21 protein-coding genes are annotated in these 19,737 nt (G+C 69.3%); 9 read left to right on the top strand and 12 right to left on the bottom strand.

Features of this window, described 5'->3' with window-relative positions:
• The first annotated feature begins 4 nt into the window (after window positions 1-4).
• Together BLW81_RS05160 and BLW81_RS05155 are read left to right on the top strand one after the other, a co-directional pair.
• A complete protein-coding gene (locus tag BLW81_RS05160) occupies window positions 5-1,078 on the top strand; it encodes a threonine aldolase family protein (protein WP_083406282.1) in 1,074 nt (357 codons plus the stop codon).
• Between the two features lie 22 nt (window positions 1,079-1,100).
• The gene (locus BLW81_RS05155) at window positions 1,101-1,958 is read left to right on the top strand and encodes an acyl-CoA thioesterase (RefSeq protein WP_083406281.1); all 858 of its coding nucleotides are present in this window, start codon (window positions 1,101-1,103) and stop codon (window positions 1,956-1,958) included.
• On the opposite strand, the gene BLW81_RS05150 is transcribed toward BLW81_RS05155, so the two are convergent.
• On the bottom strand, window positions 1,934-2,458 hold the full coding sequence (locus BLW81_RS05150) for a DUF302 domain-containing protein (RefSeq protein ID WP_157897593.1): 525 nt from the start codon (window positions 2,456-2,458) through the stop codon (window positions 1,934-1,936). The two genes, BLW81_RS05155 and BLW81_RS05150, sit on opposite strands and share 25 nt — an antisense overlap.
• A 13-nt stretch (window positions 2,459-2,471) precedes the next feature.
• Entirely contained in the window at window positions 2,472-3,143 is a 672-nt protein-coding gene (locus tag BLW81_RS05145) for an SDR family oxidoreductase (RefSeq protein ID WP_083406279.1), read from the bottom strand.
• A 75-nt stretch (window positions 3,144-3,218) separates the two neighbouring features.
• On the opposite strand from BLW81_RS05145, the gene BLW81_RS05140 reads away from it, so the two are divergent.
• Both BLW81_RS05140 and BLW81_RS05135 read left to right on the top strand, forming a co-directional pair.
• Window positions 3,219-3,671 carry a winged helix-turn-helix transcriptional regulator gene (locus tag BLW81_RS05140; RefSeq protein ID WP_083406278.1) on the top strand — a complete coding sequence of 151 codons (453 nt, stop codon included), beginning with the start codon at window positions 3,219-3,221 and terminating at the stop codon, window positions 3,669-3,671.
• Window positions 3,672-3,727: 56 nt separating this feature from the next.
• The gene (locus BLW81_RS05135) at window positions 3,728-4,372 is read left to right on the top strand and encodes a dihydrofolate reductase family protein (protein ID WP_083406277.1); all 645 of its coding nucleotides are present in this window, start codon (window positions 3,728-3,730) and stop codon (window positions 4,370-4,372) included.
• A gap of 5 nt (window positions 4,373-4,377) precedes the next feature.
• Here the strand turns inward: BLW81_RS05135 and BLW81_RS05130 are convergent, their stop codons facing one another.
• Window positions 4,378-5,067, bottom strand: coding sequence for a cutinase family protein (locus BLW81_RS05130; RefSeq protein ID WP_235632183.1), 690 nt, complete (start codon window positions 5,065-5,067; stop codon window positions 4,378-4,380).
• A gap of 304 nt (window positions 5,068-5,371) precedes the next feature.
• Between BLW81_RS05130 and BLW81_RS05125 the strand changes: the two genes are divergently transcribed.
• Genes BLW81_RS05125 through BLW81_RS05115 form a run of 3 tightly spaced genes read left to right on the top strand, consistent with a single transcriptional unit; the run spans window position 5,372 to window position 9,291 of the window.
• Window positions 5,372-5,779, top strand: coding sequence for an MmpS family transport accessory protein (locus BLW81_RS05125; RefSeq protein ID WP_083410339.1), 408 nt, complete (start codon window positions 5,372-5,374; stop codon window positions 5,777-5,779).
• Window positions 5,776-8,643, top strand: coding sequence for an MMPL/RND family transporter (locus tag BLW81_RS05120; protein WP_083406275.1), 2,868 nt, complete (start codon window positions 5,776-5,778; stop codon window positions 8,641-8,643). Before BLW81_RS05125 ends, BLW81_RS05120 begins: the two co-directional genes overlap by 4 nt.
• Before the next feature lie 18 nt (window positions 8,644-8,661).
• Window positions 8,662-9,291, top strand: a complete 630-nt coding sequence (locus tag BLW81_RS05115; protein ID WP_083406274.1) for a TetR/AcrR family transcriptional regulator — start codon at window positions 8,662-8,664, stop codon at window positions 9,289-9,291.
• Here the strand turns inward: BLW81_RS05115 and BLW81_RS05110 are convergent.
• The 3 genes from BLW81_RS05110 to BLW81_RS05100 are packed head-to-tail and all read right to left on the bottom strand — an operon-like array spanning window position 9,263 to window position 11,623.
• A complete protein-coding gene (locus BLW81_RS05110) occupies window positions 9,263-10,150 on the bottom strand; it encodes a ferredoxin family protein (protein WP_083406273.1) in 888 nt (295 codons plus the stop codon). The two genes, BLW81_RS05115 and BLW81_RS05110, sit on opposite strands and share 29 nt — an antisense overlap.
• Window positions 10,147-11,364, bottom strand: coding sequence for a cupin domain-containing protein (locus BLW81_RS05105; RefSeq protein WP_083410338.1), 1,218 nt, complete (start codon window positions 11,362-11,364; stop codon window positions 10,147-10,149). The genes BLW81_RS05110 and BLW81_RS05105 overlap by 4 nt, the downstream gene beginning before the upstream one ends.
• A gap of 10 nt (window positions 11,365-11,374) precedes the next feature.
• Window positions 11,375-11,623, bottom strand: coding sequence for a BatC protein (locus BLW81_RS05100; protein WP_083406272.1), 249 nt, complete (start codon window positions 11,621-11,623; stop codon window positions 11,375-11,377).
• Between the two features lie 89 nt (window positions 11,624-11,712).
• Here BLW81_RS05100 and BLW81_RS05095 point away from each other — a divergent pair, with 89 nt between their 5' ends.
• Complete coding sequence (locus BLW81_RS05095) at window positions 11,713-12,432, top strand: NUDIX hydrolase (protein ID WP_083406271.1); 720 nt, start codon at window positions 11,713-11,715, stop codon at window positions 12,430-12,432.
• A gap of 5 nt (window positions 12,433-12,437) precedes the next feature.
• Here the strand turns inward: BLW81_RS05095 and BLW81_RS05090 are convergent, their stop codons facing one another.
• Genes BLW81_RS05090 through mdcA form a run of 6 tightly spaced genes read right to left on the bottom strand, consistent with a single transcriptional unit; the run spans window position 12,438 to window position 18,387 of the window.
• Window positions 12,438-13,373 (bottom strand): ACP S-malonyltransferase, encoded by a 936-nt coding sequence (locus BLW81_RS05090; RefSeq protein WP_235632182.1) that lies wholly within the window; start codon window positions 13,371-13,373, stop codon window positions 12,438-12,440.
• On the bottom strand, window positions 13,370-13,984 hold the full coding sequence (locus BLW81_RS05085) for a malonate decarboxylase holo-ACP synthase (protein WP_157897592.1): 615 nt from the start codon (window positions 13,982-13,984) through the stop codon (window positions 13,370-13,372). Before BLW81_RS05085 ends, BLW81_RS05090 begins: the two co-directional genes overlap by 4 nt.
• Window positions 13,981-15,630, bottom strand: coding sequence for a biotin-independent malonate decarboxylase subunit beta (locus tag BLW81_RS05080; protein ID WP_083406269.1), 1,650 nt, complete (start codon window positions 15,628-15,630; stop codon window positions 13,981-13,983). The genes BLW81_RS05085 and BLW81_RS05080 overlap by 4 nt, the downstream gene beginning before the upstream one ends.
• Window positions 15,627-15,920 carry a malonate decarboxylase acyl carrier protein gene (mdcC, locus tag BLW81_RS05075; RefSeq protein ID WP_083406268.1) on the bottom strand — a complete coding sequence of 98 codons (294 nt, stop codon included), beginning with the start codon at window positions 15,918-15,920 and terminating at the stop codon, window positions 15,627-15,629. Before mdcC ends, BLW81_RS05080 begins: the two co-directional genes overlap by 4 nt.
• The gene (locus BLW81_RS05070) at window positions 15,908-16,753 is read right to left on the bottom strand and encodes a triphosphoribosyl-dephospho-CoA synthase (RefSeq protein WP_235632180.1); all 846 of its coding nucleotides are present in this window, start codon (window positions 16,751-16,753) and stop codon (window positions 15,908-15,910) included. Before BLW81_RS05070 ends, mdcC begins: the two co-directional genes overlap by 13 nt.
• A 2-nt stretch (window positions 16,754-16,755) precedes the next feature.
• Window positions 16,756-18,387: a malonate decarboxylase subunit alpha gene (mdcA, locus tag BLW81_RS05065; protein ID WP_083406267.1), complete on the bottom strand. Its 1,632-nt coding sequence runs from the start codon at window positions 18,385-18,387 to the stop codon at window positions 16,756-16,758.
• A 163-nt stretch (window positions 18,388-18,550) separates the two neighbouring features.
• Between mdcA and BLW81_RS05060 the strand changes: the two genes are divergently transcribed.
• Entirely contained in the window at window positions 18,551-19,732 is a 1,182-nt protein-coding gene (locus tag BLW81_RS05060) for an acyl-CoA dehydrogenase family protein (RefSeq protein ID WP_083406266.1), read from the top strand.
• Window positions 19,733-19,737 lie beyond the last annotated feature (5 nt).

Raw genomic sequence — 19,737 nt, 5'->3', positions numbered from 1 at the left:
CCGGGTGACCTACCGGCCCCTGCACGATTCCGGCTGGCGCGGCTTCGCCAGCGACAACTACGCCGGCGTCCACCCCGAGGTGCTGGCCGCGATCGGCGCCGCGAACGGCGGCCATCAGCCCGCCTACGGGCAGGACGTCTACACCGCGCGCCTGCAGGAGGTGATCGCCGAGCAGTTCGGCGACGGCGCCGAGGTGTATCCGGTGTTCAACGGGACCGGCGCGAATGTTGTTGCGCTGACCAGTGTTCTGCCACGCTGGGGCGCCGTCGTCACCGCCGCCACCGCGCATATCCACACCGACGAGGCAGGCGCCCCCGAACGGATGACGGGGATCAAACTGCTCACGGTCGCGACCCCCGACGGCAAGCTGACCCCCGAACTCGTCGCGCAGGAGGCGTGGGGCTGGGGCGACGAGCACCGCGCGCAACCGCTGGCCGTCAGCATCACCCAGACCACCGAGATGGGCACCGTGTACACCCCCGACGAGATCCGCGCGGTCACCGAGTACGCCCACGCTCGCGGGATGGCCGTGCACATGGACGGATCGCGGTTGTGGAACGCCGCGGCGTCGCTCGGCGTGCCGTTGCGCGCGATCACCAGCGACGTGGGCGTCGACGTGCTCAGCCTCGGCGGCACCAAGAACGGTGTGCTCGGCGCCGAGGCGGTGGTGCTCCTCGATCCCGGCCGGGCCAGCGGCCTGACGTATCTGCGCAAACTCACCATGCAGTTGGCCAGCAAGATGCGCTTCGCGTCGGCGCAACTGCTGGCGCTGTTCGACGATGACCTCGGACTGCGCAACGCCGGGCACGCGAACGCGATGACGGCGCGGCTGCGCGCGGCGCTGGAAGCCCGGATCGCCGACGGCACGCTGCCCGGGTTGGCGTTCACCCAGCGCAGCCCGGCCAATGCGATCTTCGCGACGCTGCCGATCGAGGCGGCCGACCGCATCCGCGAGCGGGTCCGGTTCTACGACTGGGACCGGGCCCGCGGCGAGGTGCGGTGGATGACGGCGTGGGACACCACCACCGACGACGTCGACCGGTTCGTCGCGGTGATCGCCGAGGAATTGGCCCGCTGAGGGGCACTGGCATGATGCCGGGGTGACGTTCCGCCCGCCCGCGCTCGCCGACATCATCGCCACCCTCGACGTGGACCAGCACAGCGACGACCACTTCGTCGCCACGCAACTGGACAACCCGGCGCACCACATCGTCGGCGGTCACATCGCCGGTCAGGCGCTGGTGGCGGCGAACCGGACGGCGCCCGGCCGTACCCCGCACAGCGCCCACGTCTATTACGTGCGGGCCGGCGACGCACGCTACCTGGTCGACCTGCACGTCGACGTGGCGCGCGACGGCGGCACGCTGTCGACACGGCAGGTCACCGCACGCCAGGACGGCCAGATCCTGCTCGAGGCGCTGGTGTCACTCAGCGGACCCGTCGACGCGCTCGATTACCAGCAGGCGATACCCGATGTGCCGCAACCGGATTCGCTACCACCGGTCCAGGAGCAGTTGGCGGCGTTCGCCGACGAGCTGGGCGGGCACTGGGTGCGGCGGCAACCATTCGATCTGCGCTACATCGACACGCCACCCCGCCTTGCGGTCGACCTGCCCGAGCCTTCGCCGCGGATGCGGATGTGGTGGAAACCCGCCGAGCCGGTGCCTGCCGACGAGGTGCTGGCGTGCGGTCTGCTGGCCTACCTGTCGGGTACGACGATGGTGGAGACGGCGCTGGCGATGCGGCGAGCCACCCCGATCGGCACGTTCAACGCGCTCATCGACCACGCACTGTGGTTCCACCGGCCGGTCGACCTGTCGGATTGGGTGCTCTCCGACCAGCTTTCGCCGAGCGGCATCGCGGGCCGCGGTCTGACCACATCGACGATGTACAACCGCTCGGGTGAGTTGGTCTGCATCGCCACCCAGGAGCTCTACTTCGGCAGGGGCGGCCGCTGACGCGGACCGGCGGCCTCCTGCAGCAGATCGAGCACGGCTGCGTCGAGTTCTTCGGCGACCGCCGACGCGTCCGCGCTGCCGTACGGTGCGATCGCGCTCGCAACGCTGTCATAGGACAGCGTGACGCCGTCGTCGCGTTCGGCGATGAGGATGGTGACCGGGGCATAGGAACCGGCGTCGGGGACATGCACGGCCATCCGGCTCATCGTCACCGGGTTGCCCGCGATGATCCGCAGCAGCCGGCGGCCCCGGTCCGGATAGCGCAGCGTCACCGGGCCGCCGAGGTCAAGGCTCAGGAACTCGATCAGACCGCTGCGCCCCGCCTGTGACTGCACCGCCGCGTCGAACGACGCGCGGTCCCCGCGGGTGGCTAAATCTGCTGCGGCAGAACGGAAGTCAGGCAGCCGGCCCAAGCCCGCGTAAACAGCCGCGGCCACATCGTCGAAGGACCGTCGGCTCGTCACGGTGACGCGGCGGATCGGCACCGTTATATCGGTCACCGGCCGGACCCGATCAACTGAAGACAGACACGCGCACACGCCGTGTCAGCTCGTCGGCCAGCACCTCGTCGGCGCCGCTCTCGATGCCGTTGACGATCTGGCGCGCGACGTCGGCGGGATCGTTCTTCGGCACGTCCAGATCGGCGATCATCGAGGTGTCGGTGTAGCCGAGGTACACCCCGATCACGTGGATGCCGAGGTCGCGCAGCTCGTCGCGAAGTGAGTTGGTCGCCGACCACAGGGCGGCTTTCGACGAACCGTACGCCCCGGAACCGGGCAACCAGGACAGCACCGAAGCGATGTTGACAATCGTCCCGCCGCCGGCGGCGGCCAGCTTCGGCGCGAATGCCCTTGTCACACGCAGACTTCCGAACAAATTGGCCTCGAATACCGAGCGGATCTCGCCGAGATCGCTGAGCAGCAGCGACTGGCCGCCGAGCAGTCCGGCGTTGTTCACCACGATCGTGGCGCCTGCGGCGGTGTCGGCCAACCGGGTGACCCCGGCGTCATCGGTGATGTCGAGTTCGACGCCGGTGATCCGTGGGTCACCGCCCTCCTCGGGCGAGCGGCTCGTAGCGTAGACCCGGTCCGCTCCGCGGGCGAGCAGTTCGGTGACGACGGCCTTGCCCAGGCCGCGCCGGCCACCGGTCACCACCGCCGTCGCGCCGTTCACGTCGATTCCCATGATTCCTCCGTTCGATGACTGGCCGAGACGCTACCAGGGCTGAGTTGGTACTGCCAACTCAGCTATGATAGGCGGATGCGACACGATCCATGGGCAGATGCGGTGTGTCCGATCGCGCGCACCATGGCGGTGCTGGGCCAGCGATGGGCGGTGCTGATCGTCCGCGAGGCACTGTTGGGCCGGTCGAAGTTCTCGGAGTTCCGCGAGCAGCTGGGCATCGCGTCCGACGTGCTGAGCGCGCGGTTGTCCGAACTCGTCGCGGCGGGCATTCTCGAGGTGGCCGACTATCAGCAACCGGGGGATCGGACCCGTCGCCGCTACGTGCTCACCGAGGCCGGACGCGATCTGGCGCCGGTCGTTGCCGCGATCGGCCAGTGGGGGCACGCGCATCTCGCCCGCCCCGACAGCAGCGACTACCGCTTCATCGATACGGCGACCGGCAAGCCCGTCGCGGTCGGATTCCGCGGCCGGGACGGTCGTCAGGTGTCGCCGGACGCTGTCGCCCTGGTGGCCGGCGAGCCGCGATGAGTTTCGCCGCCTGCCGCGGTCTGTTCGGGTGATCAGAACCGCTACAGGCGGTACGGGTGGAGCAGTTGCTGCGGGTGCAGAACTTCAACGTGTCCCGGGACGGCTTCGGTGCCGGCGAGGGCCAGAGCATCGAGCGGCCGTTCGGCCATGCCGACCCGGGCGTGATGTTCGCGTGGTGCGGCGCGACCGCGAGCTGGCCGAACCGGACCGAACCCGGTGGCAGCCGCGGGCTCGACGACTACTTCACCCGCGACTTCAGCCACAACATCGGGGCCGAGATCATGGGCCGCAACAAGTTCAGCCCCCACCGCGGACCGTGGCAGAACCTCGACTGGCAGGGGTGGTGGGACGACGAGCCGCCGTTCCACACGCCGGTCTTCGTGATGACCCACCATCCGCGGCCGTCGTTCACCCTGTCGGACACGACGTTCCACTTCGTCGACGCCGACCCGCGCACGGTGCTCGCGCAGGCCAGGGACGCCGCCGACGGGCGTGACGTCCGCCTCGGCGGCGGAGCCGCCACGATCCGGCAGTTCCTCGACGCCGGTCTGGTCGACACGCTGCACGTCGCGGAATCCCCGGTCGAGTTGGGCGCCGGATCACGGCTGTGGACGTCACCGAGCGAACTCGACGACCGGTACCACCACGACGTCGTCCCCAGCCCGAGTGGGGTGACGCACCACCTGTTCTGGCGGCGCTGAAGCGCTCAGCCCTGACCGGCAGCCTGCCGCACGCTGTCGGTGCCGGACCCGGTGCCCGTGCCGTGTGGCAACCGGTCCGCGGCGTACTGCGCCGCCTGATCGACCATGCCGTTGACGAGATACGCACCGTGCGCGCCGTTGTCGTTACCGGTGGGTGAGCAAACCGGATCCGCCGGGATGCACAGGTCGAGCGTCTTGCCCGTGTAGTGCGAGCCGACCGTGATCGGCGGTGCGCCGGTGTAGATCATCTGCAGGAAACCGCTCGACGGCTTGCCGAAAAGCGCAACTGCGGCAACATGATCGGCCACCGACGGCGGCATCGGCCCGGTCATCCCCGGAGGCGGGACGTAACCCTCCGGAATGGCGTCCTCGGTGATGTAAGCCGCGACGGCCGCGCCCTGCGAGTAACCGCCCAGCACCACCTTGGTGTCCGGACAGTTGGCCGCCGTGGCGATGACCTTGTTGCTCGCATCGATCACGCCGTCGGCCGCCGTGGCAAAGTCAAGCGACGCAGGGTAATTCACCGCGTACACGTCGACCGACTTGCCGGGCGTCTTGGCCCGCAGCGCATCGACGAACGCCTGACCGGTGGCGCCGACGCCGGGCGCCTCGAAGGTGCCGCGCGCGAAAACCACCTCGACATCTGGACAGGGCGCCGCCTGGCTCGGTGTCGCGGCGATGACGGAACCAGCCATCACCGCAACCGCAGAAGCCGCACCCGCCAAGTAACCAACATATTTCATCTCGACCCGCCTCTATCAGAGTGACCCCGCGACCGGCTCCGTTGACCCAGCGGACTGCGCCGGCGTACCCAAGATCGGTTCTACCAAAACGTGTACGAGCGTGCAGGTTGCCGTCGTCAGACCCACTGACAGGAACGGCCACCGGGCGGTGGGGTAGTGTCCGATCGGCACGCGACACGGAACCCGAGTTCCGTTGCGCCGTTCCGGGTCGGTCGGGTCAGGAGGTCAGGTGCTCGGGGTGTTCAAGAGGTTCTGGATGCCACTGCTGTTGGTGGCCGTGGTGGCGCTCGGCGCATATGCGGTGGTGCGTATCCGCGAGTCTGCGGTCCAGCCGCCGCCGTCGGCCGGCGCTGACGCGAATTCCGGTATCACCGACCCATTCAACCCCAAACACATCACCTATGAGGTGACCGGGACGGGCGGGTCCGTCGACGTCGACTACCTCGACGAGAACGGTCAACCCCATCGCGTCGACGCGGCGGCGTTGCCGTGGTCGTTCACCATCGTGACAACGCTGCCGTCGATGTCGGCCAACATCGTCGCCCAGGGTGACGCCGGTGTCGAAGGGCTGCGTTGCCGAGTCGTCGTCGACGGCCAGGTCCGCGACGAGCGCAGCACCGACGAATACCAGCCGTTCATCTACTGCTTGGTGAAATCCGTATGAGCGCCGGACATTCCGTGCCCCGCCGCCCGATCGTCGCCCGAGCGGTTCGGATGTTGGCGATACCGGTCATCCTGTTCTGGATTGCTCTCGCCGTCGGCCTGGGCATGCTTGCTCCCTCGCTCGACGAGGTGGCGGACCAGCACGCGGTCTCGCTGGCGCCGGAGAACTCACAGGCCTACTCGTCGATGATGAACATCGGCGAGGTGTTCAAGGAGTTCGACTCCGACTCCACGGCCATGGTCGTTCTCGAAGGCCAGGACAAGCTGGGCGACGAGGCGCACCAGTTCTACAACCAGATCGTCGCCAAACTGAAGGCCGACCACGAGCACGTGCAGTTCGCCCAGGACTTCTGGAGCGACCCCCTGACCGCTGCGGGTTCGCAAAGCCCCGACGGCAAATCCGCGTATGTCCAGGTTTTCCTGGTCGGCGCCCAGGGCACCACCCCGAGCCACGACTCGGTCGCTGCCGTGCGCGACATCGTCGAGTCCGTGCCCCCGCCGCCGGGTGTGAAGGCCTACGTGGCAGGCAACACCGTCCTCAACGCCGACACCAGTATCGCCGGGCACGAGAGCATGGCGGTGATGGCGTTGGTGTCCATCGGCGTCATCCTGGTGATGCTGCTGGTGGTCTACCGCTCGATCGTCACCACCGTCATCGCGCTGCTGATCGTCGGAATCGAACTGTTCGCGGGTCAGGGCATCACGGCGACCGCGGGCAACCTCGACATCATCGGCCTGACCCCGTACGCGGTGAGCATGGTGACGATGCTGTCCATCGCGGCGGGGACGGACTATGTGATCTTTCTGCTGGGCCGCTACCACGAGGCGCGAGCGACCGGCCAGAGCAGGGAGGAGGCTTACTACACCGCGTATCACGGTGTGGCACACGTCATTCTGGGCTCCGGGCTGACCATCGCCGGTGCCTGCATGTGTCTGTCATTCACGACGTTGCCGTACTTCCACACGATGGCGTTGCCGTGCGCGCTGTCGATGCTCGCGATCGTCGCCGCCGCGCTCACGCTGGCACCTGCGATCCTGGTCGTCGCCTCGCGGTTCGGTCTGCTCGACCCGAAACGCGAGCTGTCCACCCGTGGGTGGCGCAAGGTCGGTACGGCTGTGGTCCGCTGGCCCGTGCCGATCATCGTGGCCACGTCGGTGGTCGCCATCATCGGGTTCGTCAGCCTGCTGACCTACGTGCCGCAGTACAACGACGACAAGTTCACTCCGGCGGAGATGCCGGCGAACGTGTCGATGGCTGCCGCACAACGGCACTTCTCCCAGGCCAGGATGAACCCCGAGCTGTTGATGCTCGAAGCCGACCACGACCTGCGCAATCCGGCCGACATGCTGGTCATCGACCGCGTCGCCAAGAACGTCTTCCACACCCGCGGTGTCGAGCGGGTCCAGACCATCACCCGCCCGCTCGGTGCGCCGATCGAGCACAGTTCGATCCCGTTCCAGATCGCCATGCAGAACTCGGGCACGCTGCAGACGGCGAAGGTGATGAACGACAACACCGCTCAGATGCTCGAACAGGCTGATGAGTTGAGCAGGACCATCGCCAACATGGAGCGGATGTACAGCATCATGCAGAAGGTCACCGCGACCACGCACGACATGGTCGGCAAGACCCACGACATGGTCGACACCACCAACGAGCTACGCGACAGCATCGCGAATTTCGACGATTTCTTCCGGCCGATGCGCAACTACTTCTACTGGGAGCCGCACTGCTACGACATTCCCATCTGCTGGTCGCTGCGCTCGATCTTCGACTCGCTTGACGGCATCGACCGACTCGCCGACCAGATCCAGGGTGTCACCGGCGATCTCGACCAGTTGGACGTGCTGATGCCGCAGATGCTTGCGACCCTCCCACCGACAATCCAGTCGATGAAGACGATGCGCGACTTCATGCTGTCCACCCACAGCACGATGGCCGGAATCCAGGCCCACTCACAGGAACTCGCACAGGGCGCCACCGAGATGGGCCTCTACTTCGACCAGGCCAAGAACGACGACTCGTTCTACCTGCCGCCCGAGGTCTTCAAGAACCCCGACTTCGAGCGCGGCTTGAAGATGTTCGTCTCACCGGACGGCAAGGCGGTGCGGTTCATCATCACCCACCAGGGCGATCCGGCGTCCGTGGACGGCATCGAGCATGTCGCCGGGATCCGGGACACCGTCGCGGACGCGGTCAAGGGGACACCGTTGGAGAACGCGAAGGTGTCGTTGGCCGGAACGGCTTCGCTCTACAGCGATATGCAGAACGGTGTGAAAGCCGACCTCCTGATCGCGGTGATCGCCTCGATGATCCTGATCTTCGCGATCATGTTGCTGATCACCCGCAGTGTGGTGGCTGCACTGGTCATTGTCGGGACCGTCGCCGCCTCGCTCGGGACGGCGTGCGGGTTGTCCGTGCTGCTGTGGCAGGACATCTTGGGTCTCGGCGTGCAGTGGATCGTGATTCCGCTGTCGATCGTGATCCTGCTTGCGGTGGGCTCGGACTACAACTTGTTGTTGGTGTCGCGGCTCAAGGAAGAAATCCACGCAGGTCTGAACACCGGAATCATCCGCGCCATGGGAGCCACCGGACGGGTGGTGACGGCGGCCGGCCTGGTGTTCGCCTTCACCATGCTGTCGATGATCGTCAGCGACCTGCGCGTGGTGGGCCAGCTCGGCACGACGATCGGCATCGGCCTGCTGGTCGACACATTGATAGTGCGGTCCTTCATGACCCCGTCGATAGCGGCGGCACTCGGCAGGTGGTTCTGGTGGCCGCTGAACACGTTCAAGATCGTTCGGCGGACGCCGACGTCGTCCGACCGGGCCGACACAGCACCGATTCCCCAGCCCGGCGGCTGACGCCTAGGCTCGTCGGGGATGGCAGCGTCAGAGCCGAAACTGCGCCAGCGCACCGACGGGCGGCTGGATCGGTCGCGGGATCCCGCGATCCTCGACGCGGCGCTGGCCGCGCTCGGAGAACACGGCTACGACGCCACCAACATGAATGACATCGCGGCGCGTGCCGGTGTCGGCAAGGCGGCGATCTACCGCCGATGGTCTTCGAAGGCCGCGTTGATCACCGACGCGCTGGTGTACTGGCGCCCCGAGCTGCTCAGTGATGACACCCCAGACACCGGAAGTCTCGCGGGGGATCTCGACGCGCTCGTCGACCGGGCCCGGCGGAACGAGGACGAGATCATCACCTACGACCTCATCCTGCGCGTGGCCCTGGCGGCGGTGCACGACGGCGAACTGGGCTCGGCGCTCGACGACCTGATGGTGCTGCGCGGGCGCCGGAAGATGTCGGTGATCCTGCAGCGGGCGGTCGACCGAGGTGAGATCGCGAGCGACCGCGACTGGTCGCTGGTGGCTGATGTGGTGACCGCGATGAGCTTGATGCGGGTCGTCAACGGTCAACGCGTCGACGCGACGTTCGTGCGCGCCGTGGTCGATACGCTGGTGCTGCCCGCCGTCGGCTTCAAGCCGGACTCAGCGACGCGAGGGTGAAGATCCGCACCCGGCCGGGCACCTGCGCATGGCACTGCGACAGCAGCGGGTCGGACAGCTCCTCGTGCAGGATCACCTCGATCGGCCCCGTGTCGCCGGCGAGCACAACGCGGACGCGGTGTTCCGAGCGCTCGACATCGATCGGGTGCAACGCGTCGATCCGGTTGTCGCCGAATCGTTCTCGCACGAAGTGCTGCGCAGCCTGCACCGCATGCGGCAGCGACGTGCGACCGCGCAGGTAGCGGTGGTCGAGCCGCCTCTCGAGGTACAGCCGGACCAGCTCGGCCGAGTTCGCCGAATCGACCCGGCCGTAGCAGAGCCCCTCGGGCAGCACGAGCATCGTCGCCGCGAACCGGTCACCCCCCAGATGGGAACACTCCCAGGTGAATTCGGGATACTCGGCCGCGATCGCCCGGCACGCGCTGCGGCCGCGGACCGCACAGCACTGGTCGTGCTTGCCGTGTGAGCAGATCGCCACCAGGGGGCCGGTGCTCGGTTCGCCGTCGCTGCCGTCGAGGGCCAGCTCGAGGAATGCGCGCGGGTCGTCGACCTCGCCGCGGTAGAGCGCTTCCTGGCCGATGTCGCAGTGGGCGATGAACCAGCGCCACCGCGGGGTTTCCGGCCTGCGGCCGTGTCTGCGGATGGCGGCGATCCGCATCCCGGCCTTCTCGATCCGGCGCACGACCTCGCGACCGAGTTGCGGGTCGATGCACGTGGGTGACTGCAGGAAGGCCGACGGTCCCCACGGCCCGGACAGTTCGAGCAGCACCCACTTCGAGCCGGCGGACGCGGTGCCGTACATCGGGTCGGCCCTGGCAAGCGACTGGTCGCTGCAGGGAATCCGCTTCGGCGTGCTCATCCGTCGCGGTCGGACACCGGGAGCAGGACGGCTTCCCGGAGCAGCCGCCGGATCAGCACGGTCCCGTCGGCCGTGTCGAGCCCGGGAAGACTCGCGGCGTCGGCGGTGAGGCCGCCGTGTAGTGCGGCGAGCGCATCGCCGCAGCTGCGCGGGAAGGTGATGGTCTTGTCGGGCAGCCTCAGCACGACCCGCTCGCCGGAGTCCTCGAGGGTGGCGATGAGCCCGTGCCGCCACCGCACGGTGGTCGTCGCCGCGCGGTCGGTCGCGGCCAGCGACGCCAGCGGCCGGACCGCCACCGGTCGGGTCCGGTCGGCGTGGCGGCGTTGGAGCTGCGCGGCGGCCGCGGCGCTCAGCGGGGTCGCGTCGTCGCGCAGCGCCCCGACCATTTCCGCCATCACCTTGCTCACCGCCGCCATCGTCTCATCCGGGTCCGTCGGGTCGGCGCCCAGCGGCAGCGGCCGGCGGAAGGCGTCGACATCGGCCAGTTGGTCCACCACCGCACGCGCCACGTCCAGCGCGGTCACCGGCGACACCCCGACGGTGAGGTGGATCGACGCGGTGTCGAGCGCCTGCGCCGAGTGCACCCACCCGCGTGGCAGATACAGCGCGTCGCCTTCGTTGAGCACAGCGTCGATGACCGGCGCCTCGGCGACGCGCTTCTCGATCGCGGCGCGGTGCTGCGTCCACGGCTGCGACGGCAGCGGGTGCGCGTGCACCGGTTCGTGCACGACCCAGCGCTTCTGCCCCGACACCTGCAGCACGAACACGTCGTGCACGTCGTAGTGCGGATCGAAGCCACGGTTGACCGGCGGGGTGATGTAGGCGTTGACCTGGACCGGGTGGCCGAGGTCGTCGACGGCGCCCCGCACGAAGTCGATCAGCGGGGGCCACAACCGGTGCAGTCCCTGCAGCACGATCGTCGCGCCTGCGGCGAACTCACTGAGAACCTTGGCCGAGTCGACCTGATCGGCAACCTCCGCGCCGAAGCCGGCCGGACCCAGGTAGCAGTCCTTGGCGAGCAGGCCGCCTTCCTTGGCCAGCCGGATGAACGGCGAACGCACCCCGCGTTCGGCGATCAACTCATCCACTGCATCGGGACTGAGCAGATCGCCGAAATCGCGGGGCAACGCGTCGGCCCGGCTGAGGAGCGGCGTGCGCCCCCAGTAGTCGTCGGCGAACCGTCGAGGGTCGACGGCGACGCAGCGCCTCAGCACCGAGCAGGTGTCACGCGGTGCCGTCGGCACCGCCGTCGTGGCCTTCGGGGTTGGAGCCGCCGTCGGCCGGGCCTTCGCCGCCCGCGGTGCCGTCAGCGCCGCCGTCGTGGCCTCCGGGGTTGGAGCCGCCGTCGGCCGGGCCTTCGCCGCCCGCGGTGCCGTCAGCTCCGCCGTCGTGGCCTCCGGGGTTGGAGCCACCGTCGGCCGGGCCTTCGCCGCCCCCGCCCGAGGTGGTCATGTCGTCATCGTCGAGTGCCATGGTGATCCCTTCTGTTGCGAATACCGCAGGGTCCAGGAGGAGTTGCCCCGGAAAGACGCGACGAAACAACCGCTCACTATGGTCGAGCGGTGACGATCTCCTACGACGAGGCGCTGCGCGAGCGGATCCGGGCGAACCTGGCCGGCCACGAGCGCCGAGCCGTCACCGATCCGAGTAAGCGGCACGCGGCGGTGGCCGTCGTGCTGGTCGACTCCGAGGTCGGCGAGGACCGGGTCGACCCCGCGAATGTCGACGACTGGATCGACGGGCGGCCGATGCCGGAAGAGGGCCTCGACGGGCGGATGGTCGACGTCTCCGGCGGGGCGGCGTTTCTGCTGTGCCGCCGCGCGTCGCGGTTGACGTCGCATGCCGCGCAGTGGGCGCTGCCGGGTGGCCGCCTCGATCCCGGCGAGACCGCGGTGGACGCGGCGCTGCGCGAACTCCACGAGGAGGTGCGGGTCGAGCTGCCGGCGTCGTCGGTGCTGGGCCTGCTCGACGACTATCCGACCCGGTCCGGCTACGTCATCACCCCGGTGGTGATCTGGGGCGGCGGACGGCTCGACCCCGACCCGGCGCCTGACGAGGTGGTCGCGGTGTATCGGGTCGGGCTGCACCAGTTGCAGCGCGAGGACTCGCCGCGGTTCATCGAGATTCCGGAGAGCCCGCGACCGGTGGTGCAGATCCCGTTGGGTAACGACCTGATCCACGCGCCGACCGGCGCGGTGTTGCTGCAGGTGCGGTGGCTGTGCCTGGAAGGCCGCCACGACCCGGTCGACGAACTCGAGCAGCCGGTGTTCGCCTGGAAGTAGCGCGGCTACGTGGTGTGGCGGCGCGCCCTGGCGACCGCGTCGCGCCATGGTGTCTCGCTCAGGGCGACGGTCGTGACGCGCGGGGCGGCCGAGGCGACCAGGCGACTCAGCACGTGGCCGGGTTCGGTCTCCACCGCGCAGGTGACACCCAGCTCTGCCATCAGCCGCACGCCGTCGTACCAGCGGACCGGGTGCGCGACCGCCGCGGCCAGGTCGCCGAGCACCGCGTCGGCCGTCGCCACCGTGCGCCCGCCGACGTTGGTGACGTACCGGGCGGTCGGCGTTCGTCGCGGAGTTCCGGCGAGTGCGTCCCGCAGCGCATCGGCGGTGGGCCGCTGCAGGGTTCCGTGTGACGCGATCGCGACGTCGAGTCGGCGGAAGGACCGCGCGCCGGCCCGGTCGGCCAGTTCTTCCGCGGTGGCAAGCGCGGCTGCGGTGCCCGCCACGACGGTCTGGGTGGCGCTGTTGACGTTGGCCACCCACAGCGGCTGGTCGGGACTCGATGCGGCGTCGGCGACGCGGCTCGCGGCCGCCGCCGGAAGGCCGTCGACCGCGGCCATACCCCAGTCGCGGCCGGCGCAGACCGCGCGCATGGAGTCCGCCCGCCGCCGCACCGCGGCGATTGCCTCACCGGTGGTCAGCACACCGGCCGCAACCGCAGCAGCGAACGCGCCGACCGAGTGACCCGCGACGAAAGCCGGTGTGACACCGCCATCTTCGATGATGGCGCGTGCGCAGACGATGCCCGCGATGAGCAGGCTCAGCTGGGCGCCCTCCGTGTCGGACAGGTGGGCGGTCGAGTCGAGGTCCTCGAGACCGGACTCCGCGCAGACCACAAGACACTCGCCGAGCGCTGCGCTGGCGGCGGGGGAGTCCGGCAGATCGGCGAGCATGCCCTGGCGCTGCGCGCCCTGGCCGGGGAACAGCAGCGCGACGCTCACCGGCTCAGCGCCGCCGCGTCGACGAGAGCCGGTCCGTCCGCGGTACGGATCATCAGTTCCACTGATCCGGAACACAATTCGCTGAGCGCAACGGCACCGCCGTCCGTCTCGACCTGGCAGTCGACCCGAATGTTCTGATCGGCCAGTATGCCGTGCGTCTCCCGGAGTAGTCGCATGGTTGTCGGGTCGACGACCGGTGCCCGGATCAGCAGGTCGAGGTCGCTGTCGGGGTGGACCGTGGGCGTTCCGGTCGCGAGTTCGAACCCGACGGACCCGGTGGGTCCCCACCGGAACAGCGATGCGGACAGGTGGTTTCGCACCATGCGCAGCGCCTCGAATGCGGGTGCACGGGCCGGCGGTTCTCGCCGGCTGAGGTCCTCCGGCGTGACCACCTCGGCGATCGTGGTGAGCGCGACGGTGAGCGCATGGCGTTGCGCCCGGGTCGCGCCGCGGACCCCGACCGGCACGACCCCGTGTGCGCACCGTGCGCGCCGCACCACCACCCACGGCGTCTCGTGCAGCGAGTCGGCGACCCACCGCGGCGCATCGCTTGGGATCACGGTGTGCACGTCGTGTAGGCGCAGAAGATCGTGCGGACGAGGGGCGTTCACGACGGCGGGGCATCCCAGTCGCTGCGCAGCCGGTCCCGCACGGCGCGCGACGCCGCGCGGGTCGTGATCGCGCCCTCGGAGTCGAGCCTGCCGGACAGATCCGTCGGCCCTCGCCGAGCACGCTGCACGGCGGCCTGGATCGCGGCGGTCACCGTGGTGATGTCCTCATCAGACGGCACATCGGCATCGGACACGGACAACAGTCCGTCACAGAAACCCAGTGTGGCGCAATCGGACACGCGGTAGCTCAACGGCGGGATGTGAGCAGCGAGCGCATCGAGTTGTTCGACGGTGCGCTGCGTGATGCGGGCAGCCGCCTCGCGGTGCATGGCGTGGATCTCGACGCCCGGGTCGTCGAGGGCGAGGATCTGGCCCGCCTGCAGCCCGTGGGTGAGGAAGCCGCCCGACAGCGCGCGGCCCACCACGACCGCGACGACGGGGTGGCCCCCGGTGCGGGCGGCGTGGTAGGCGTCGGTGGCGGCCGCCATCGTCTGGTGCAGGCCGACCGTCTCCTCGATGCGCCCGTAGGCCTGGCTCGGCAGGTCGACGACGGCGATGATCGGGCGTTTGACCGCGACATCACGATCCGCGGCGACGACGTCGCGAACCGCCTGCGCCAGCGCCAGCGACTCCGTCAGCCCCACCTCACCGTTGCGCGCGCAGTGGTACGGATTGGCCGGGTCGGGCACGACGGCCAGGAACACAGCGGTGTCCGTCAGCACCCGCAGCACCGACGGGACGACGGGCTGCGCGGAGTGCCCGACGGTCAACGCGGCCAACCAGGTACGGCCACGCGAGGGGGGCGGCGCGGCTGCGGCTCGGGCATCGAACTGCGGGAGGCGGTCGGCCAGCACGTCGAGGCGCTCACTGCGGTGCTCACCCGCGCCGCGCGGGCCCGCACGCAACGCCGCGATGACGGCCGCGCGGATCCGGTCGGCGTCGTCGGGCACGAGATCATCGGCCAGGCCGGCGGCGTGCCGGGCCCGGCCACCGTCCACCGCCCAGATCAACGCGTGGTCACTGCTGTCGAACTCGTCGGTGCCGTGTTCCTGTTCGATCACCGCGGGACCGTTGAGCCCGATACGCGCCTGCGGGGTGACGATCAACCGGGTGCACAGACCGGCCGCGATGCTGGTGCCGCCGAAGGAGCCGACCGTTCCGGCGACCACCCCGAGCACCGGTGCGTGCGGTCGCAGATCGAGTAGGGCAGAACAGATTTCGGCGACGGCGTTGAGCCCCAGGTTGGCTTCCTGCAGCCGGACGCCGCCGGTCTCGAAGAGGATGATCGCGGCGACCGGGTCGCCGGCGCGGGACTGCTCGGCGGCCAGCGCCAGCGCGGTGGCGATCTTGGCGCCGGACACCTCGCCGATCCCGCCGCCCTGAAAACCCTGCTCGATGCCGGCGATCACCACCTGCCCGGCGTCGATCGTGCCGCGGGCGATCACCACACCGTCGTCGGATTGCGGTGTGATGCCCTGTGGTTCGAGCCAGGGCGACTCGATCCGCGCGAACGGCCCGGCGAGCACCCGCAGTGTGCCGTCGTCGAGCAGCGCCGCGCAGCGCTGCAGCGCGTCGAGTTCGATGAAGCTGGTCCTGGCGAGTAACTGCTCCCAGTCGCCCTCGGCGAACGTCGCCTCGACGCTCACGACGCAGCCTCGGCGACCTGGCGCAACCGCAGGGTGACGACGCCCGGCGTGGCGCCGAAATCGTTGAGCTCCCACCGCCCGGCGAGCGGCGTTCGGGTGAAGAACCGTTGCAGCACCTCACGCCATACGGTGTCGAATCCGTCGACGCTGGTGCGTACCCGCACGGTGGCGGTGTCGGTGTCGGGCGCCGGTTCGAGCAGGATCTCCAGATCGCCGGAGCCGACCACCCCGACATGCACCGGCGCGCTGGGTTGTCGGGTGGCGGGGAACCGGTAGGTCAAGGTCTGCATGCGCGGGACCCGCTGTCGAGCGCGTCGAGGTAGATCGCGGCGGCCAGCAGGTCGCCGGCGCCGCCGGGGGACAGCCGCCGCCGGGCGCACAGCCGGTCGAGCCGCCCGAAGCCGTCCCACCCGGCCGGCGTGCGGACACCACCGGCCGCGATCACGGCGCGCGCCGCCGCCTGGACGTCGGCCAGCCCGTGGGCGCCGCCGCGGTGCAGAAGACAGGTGTCGTCGAGGTGGGCGATCACGCTGATCAGGGCGTCGAGTCGCGCGGCGCGGGGATCGAGCGTGCAACGCAACGTGGGCAACGCATGCCGGATAACGGTGGGAAACCCCTGCTGTGCTTCGCCTTTCGCACCGGCGACGTGGAACATCTGGCGTGCCCGGCTGCCGTGTGACATCGGTTCCCGGCCCGCCAGTCCGGGGTCGGGGATGCCGGCGAGCTCGGCCGCGAACCCGGCGGCGCGGTCGGGTGTGACGGCGCCCGCACCGGCAGCGGCGCACAGCAGGCCGAGCGCCCACAGCGCTCCCCGGTGGGTGTTGACGCCACCGGTGGCGTCCAGCATCGCGGTCTCCCCGTCGCGGCCGATCACGCCGATGCGCGCGCGCAACTCCGGACCGATTGCCAATTGTGTTGTCACTTCCGCGCATTGGACTAGCGGCCGGCGTAGCTCCTCGGCGGAGGTGTGCAACAGGTCGACCGACATGTCGCGGTGGGCGCCGGGACCGCGGCGGTCGACGAGCCCGGGCTTGGGGGTGAGGTCGGCCTCGTCGTGCAGCGCGGTGACGGCCAGCTCGGCGATCTCGGCCGGTGTCAGCGTGGGGGTTTCGACGGAGGTCACGGTCACCAGTCCCGGAACTGGGCGGGCGGGTCGTAGAGCCCGCCGGACCACGCCACGAGGTCGGCGATGCTGCGGGCCGCGAGCAGTGACCGGGTGGCCAGCCGGGTCGGCACCCCGAGATCCTCCGGGAAGGCGACCAGGCCGTCGCTGCGCAGTTTTTCGACGTCACGCGCGCCGCGGCCCACCGGCGTCACACCGGCGACCGCGGCCAGCGCGGCCCGCCGGTCGGCCAACGAGTGCGCCTTGTACAGGTACGCGACGCCTTCCTCGGTGACCACATGTGAGACGTCGTCGCCGTAGATCATCACCGGCGCCAGCGGCATCTGTGCCTGCTCGCCCGCCGCGACGGCGTCCAGCGTCTCGACGAAGGTCGGCACCCCGCCCGCCCGGAACGTCTGCGCGATCTGGACGACGAGCTTGCGGCCGCGGCGGTCGGCGCCCTCACCGTGCGCCAGGTCGAGCCAGGTCACCGACGCGTGCCGGCGCCCGTGCGGATCGTGGCCCATGTTGGGGGCGCCGCCGAATCCGGAGAGCCGCCCGTCGGTGACGGTCGACGAGTTGGCATTGCCGTCGATCTGCAGCGACGACCCGATGAACATGTCGACGGCGTACTGGCCCACCAGCTGCGCGAGCACCCGGTTGGACCGCAGCGACCCGTCGGCGCCGGTGTAGAAGACGTCGGGCCGCGCGGCCGTGTAGCGCTCCATGCCGGGTTCACCGCCGAAGCTGTGGATCGACTCCACCCACCCGGACTCGATGGCGGGAATCAGCGTCGGATGCGGATTGAGCACCCAGTGTCGTGCCACCCTGCCCTTGAGTCCGAGCTGTTCACCGTAGGTGGGCAGGATCAATTCGATTGCCGCGGTGTCGAATCCGACGCCGTGGTTCAGTGACACCACCTGATGGCGTTCGTAGACGCCGCGCAGCGCGATCATCGCCTTGAGGATCTCGACGTCGCCGATGTGGCGCGGATCCCTGGTGAACAGCGGCTCCAGCGCGAACGGGCGGTCGGCGGTGACGACCAGGTCGACCCAGCTGCCGGGAATGTCCACGCGGGGCAGTTGATCGGTCGGCACGATCTCGTTGGCCTGCACGATCACCACGCCGTCGTGGAAGGCGACCGCCTCGGCGATGGTCGGCGTGTCCTCGGTGTTGGCGCCGGTGTAGAGGTTGCCGTCGGCGTCGGCGAGTTCGGCGCACAGCAGCGCGACATCGGGCGCGAGGTCGGTGAACATCCTGGCGTACAGCTCGACGTAGGTGTGGATGGCACCGATGCGCACAACGCCGTCCTCGACCAGCTGGGCGATGCGCACGCTCTGCGGACCCGCGTAGGCGAGGTCGAGGATCGTCGCGATGCCCCGCTCGAACAGGTCGAGGTGTTCGGTCCGCGAGACCGACGAGATGAGCATGTGCAGGTCGTGCAGCCGCGCCGGATCGCAGTCGACCAGCGTGCGCGACAGGAAGTCGGCCTGCTTCTGGTTGTCGCCCTCCAGTGCGACCCGGTCGCCAGGGCGAATGACGTTGTGCAGCAGATCGATCAGCCGCTGCTGGTCGACGACCTTGCCGGTGGCGTACGGCTGTGCCGCGGCGATCCGCTCCGCCTTGGCGGCACGGCGGGTGTCCCAACGACGCATCGCACCTCCGCGGTAACCATAGCGGCGCAGCGCCCGGCGTGCAGGGTTGCCAGGCGATTGTCAGGTGTGGCGGGGCACGATGTGGGTAGTTGCTGAGCATGCCGACTGCCGCGCGTCGAGGGTCCCGCGCCATACTGGCGCTTTCCGAGAACGAGGTGATGCGATGAAACTGGCGTTGAGCGATGCCGACGCCGCGTTCCGCGACGAGATGCGGCGGTTCTTCACCACGGAGATCCCCGCCGATCTGCGCGAGCGGATGCAGGCCGGGCACCCGAACTTTCCCGATGACATGGTCACCAGCCAGCGGATCCTCAACGCCAACGGCCTGGCCGTGCCGAACTGGCCGGTCGAGTGGGGCGGCAAGGATTGGACGCCGCTGCAGCGGCAGATCTGGCTCGACGAGATGCAACTGGCCGGCGTGCCCGAGCCACTGGCGTTCAACGCGAAGATGGTCGGCCCGGTGATCGCGCAGTTCGGCTCGCAGGCCATCAAGGAGCGGTTCCTGCCACCCACCGCCAACCTCGACATCTGGTGGTGCCAGGGGTTCTCCGAACCCGAGGCGGGCTCTGATCTGGCGTCGCTGCGCACCACCGCGGTGCGCGACGGCGACAGTTACGTGGTCAACGGCCAGAAGACCTGGACGACGCTGGGGCAGCACGCCGACTGGATCTTCCTGCTGGCGCGCACCAACCCCGAAGCGCCCAAGAAGCAGGCCGGCATCTCGTTCCTGCTCGCCGAGATGTCCACCCCGGGCATCACACTGCGCCCGATCAAGCTGATCGACGGCGGCTACGAGGTCAACGAGGTGTTCTTCGAAGACGTCCGCATCCCGGCCGACCAGCTCGTCGGCGAGGAGAACCAGGGTTGGACCTACGCCAAGTTCCTGCTCGGCAACGAACGCACCGGTATCGCCCGGATCGGGTTGACCAAGCTGTGGATGGCGCAGATCAAGGAGCGCGCCGCCAAGGTCACCATTGACGGACGGCCGCTGCTGGCTGACCCGTTGTTCGCAGCCCGGGTCGCAGAAATCGAAAACGGGCTGCTGGCACTGGAATTGACCCAGATGCGGGTGAGCGGATCGGAGGCCGACGGTAAACCCAACCCGGCGTCGTCGATCCTCAAGTTGCGGGGCAGCCAGCTGCAGCAGGCCGCCACCGAGCTGTTCGTGGAGGTGGCAGGGGAGGACGCGCTGCCGTTCGGTGTCGGTTGCGATGCCGACATCGACGCCCCGCAGTGGGCGCAGGACGCCGCGCCGCGCTACCTCAACTACCGCAAGACGTCGATCTACGGCGGTACCAACGAGATTCAACGCAGCATCATCGCCTCGACCATCCTGGGATTGTGAGCCGA

It is taken from the genome of Mycolicibacterium rutilum, assembly GCF_900108565.1.
Lineage (GTDB): Bacteria > Actinomycetota > Actinomycetes > Mycobacteriales > Mycobacteriaceae > Mycobacterium > Mycobacterium rutilum.
This window is presented reverse-complemented; position numbering and strand designations above follow the sequence as displayed.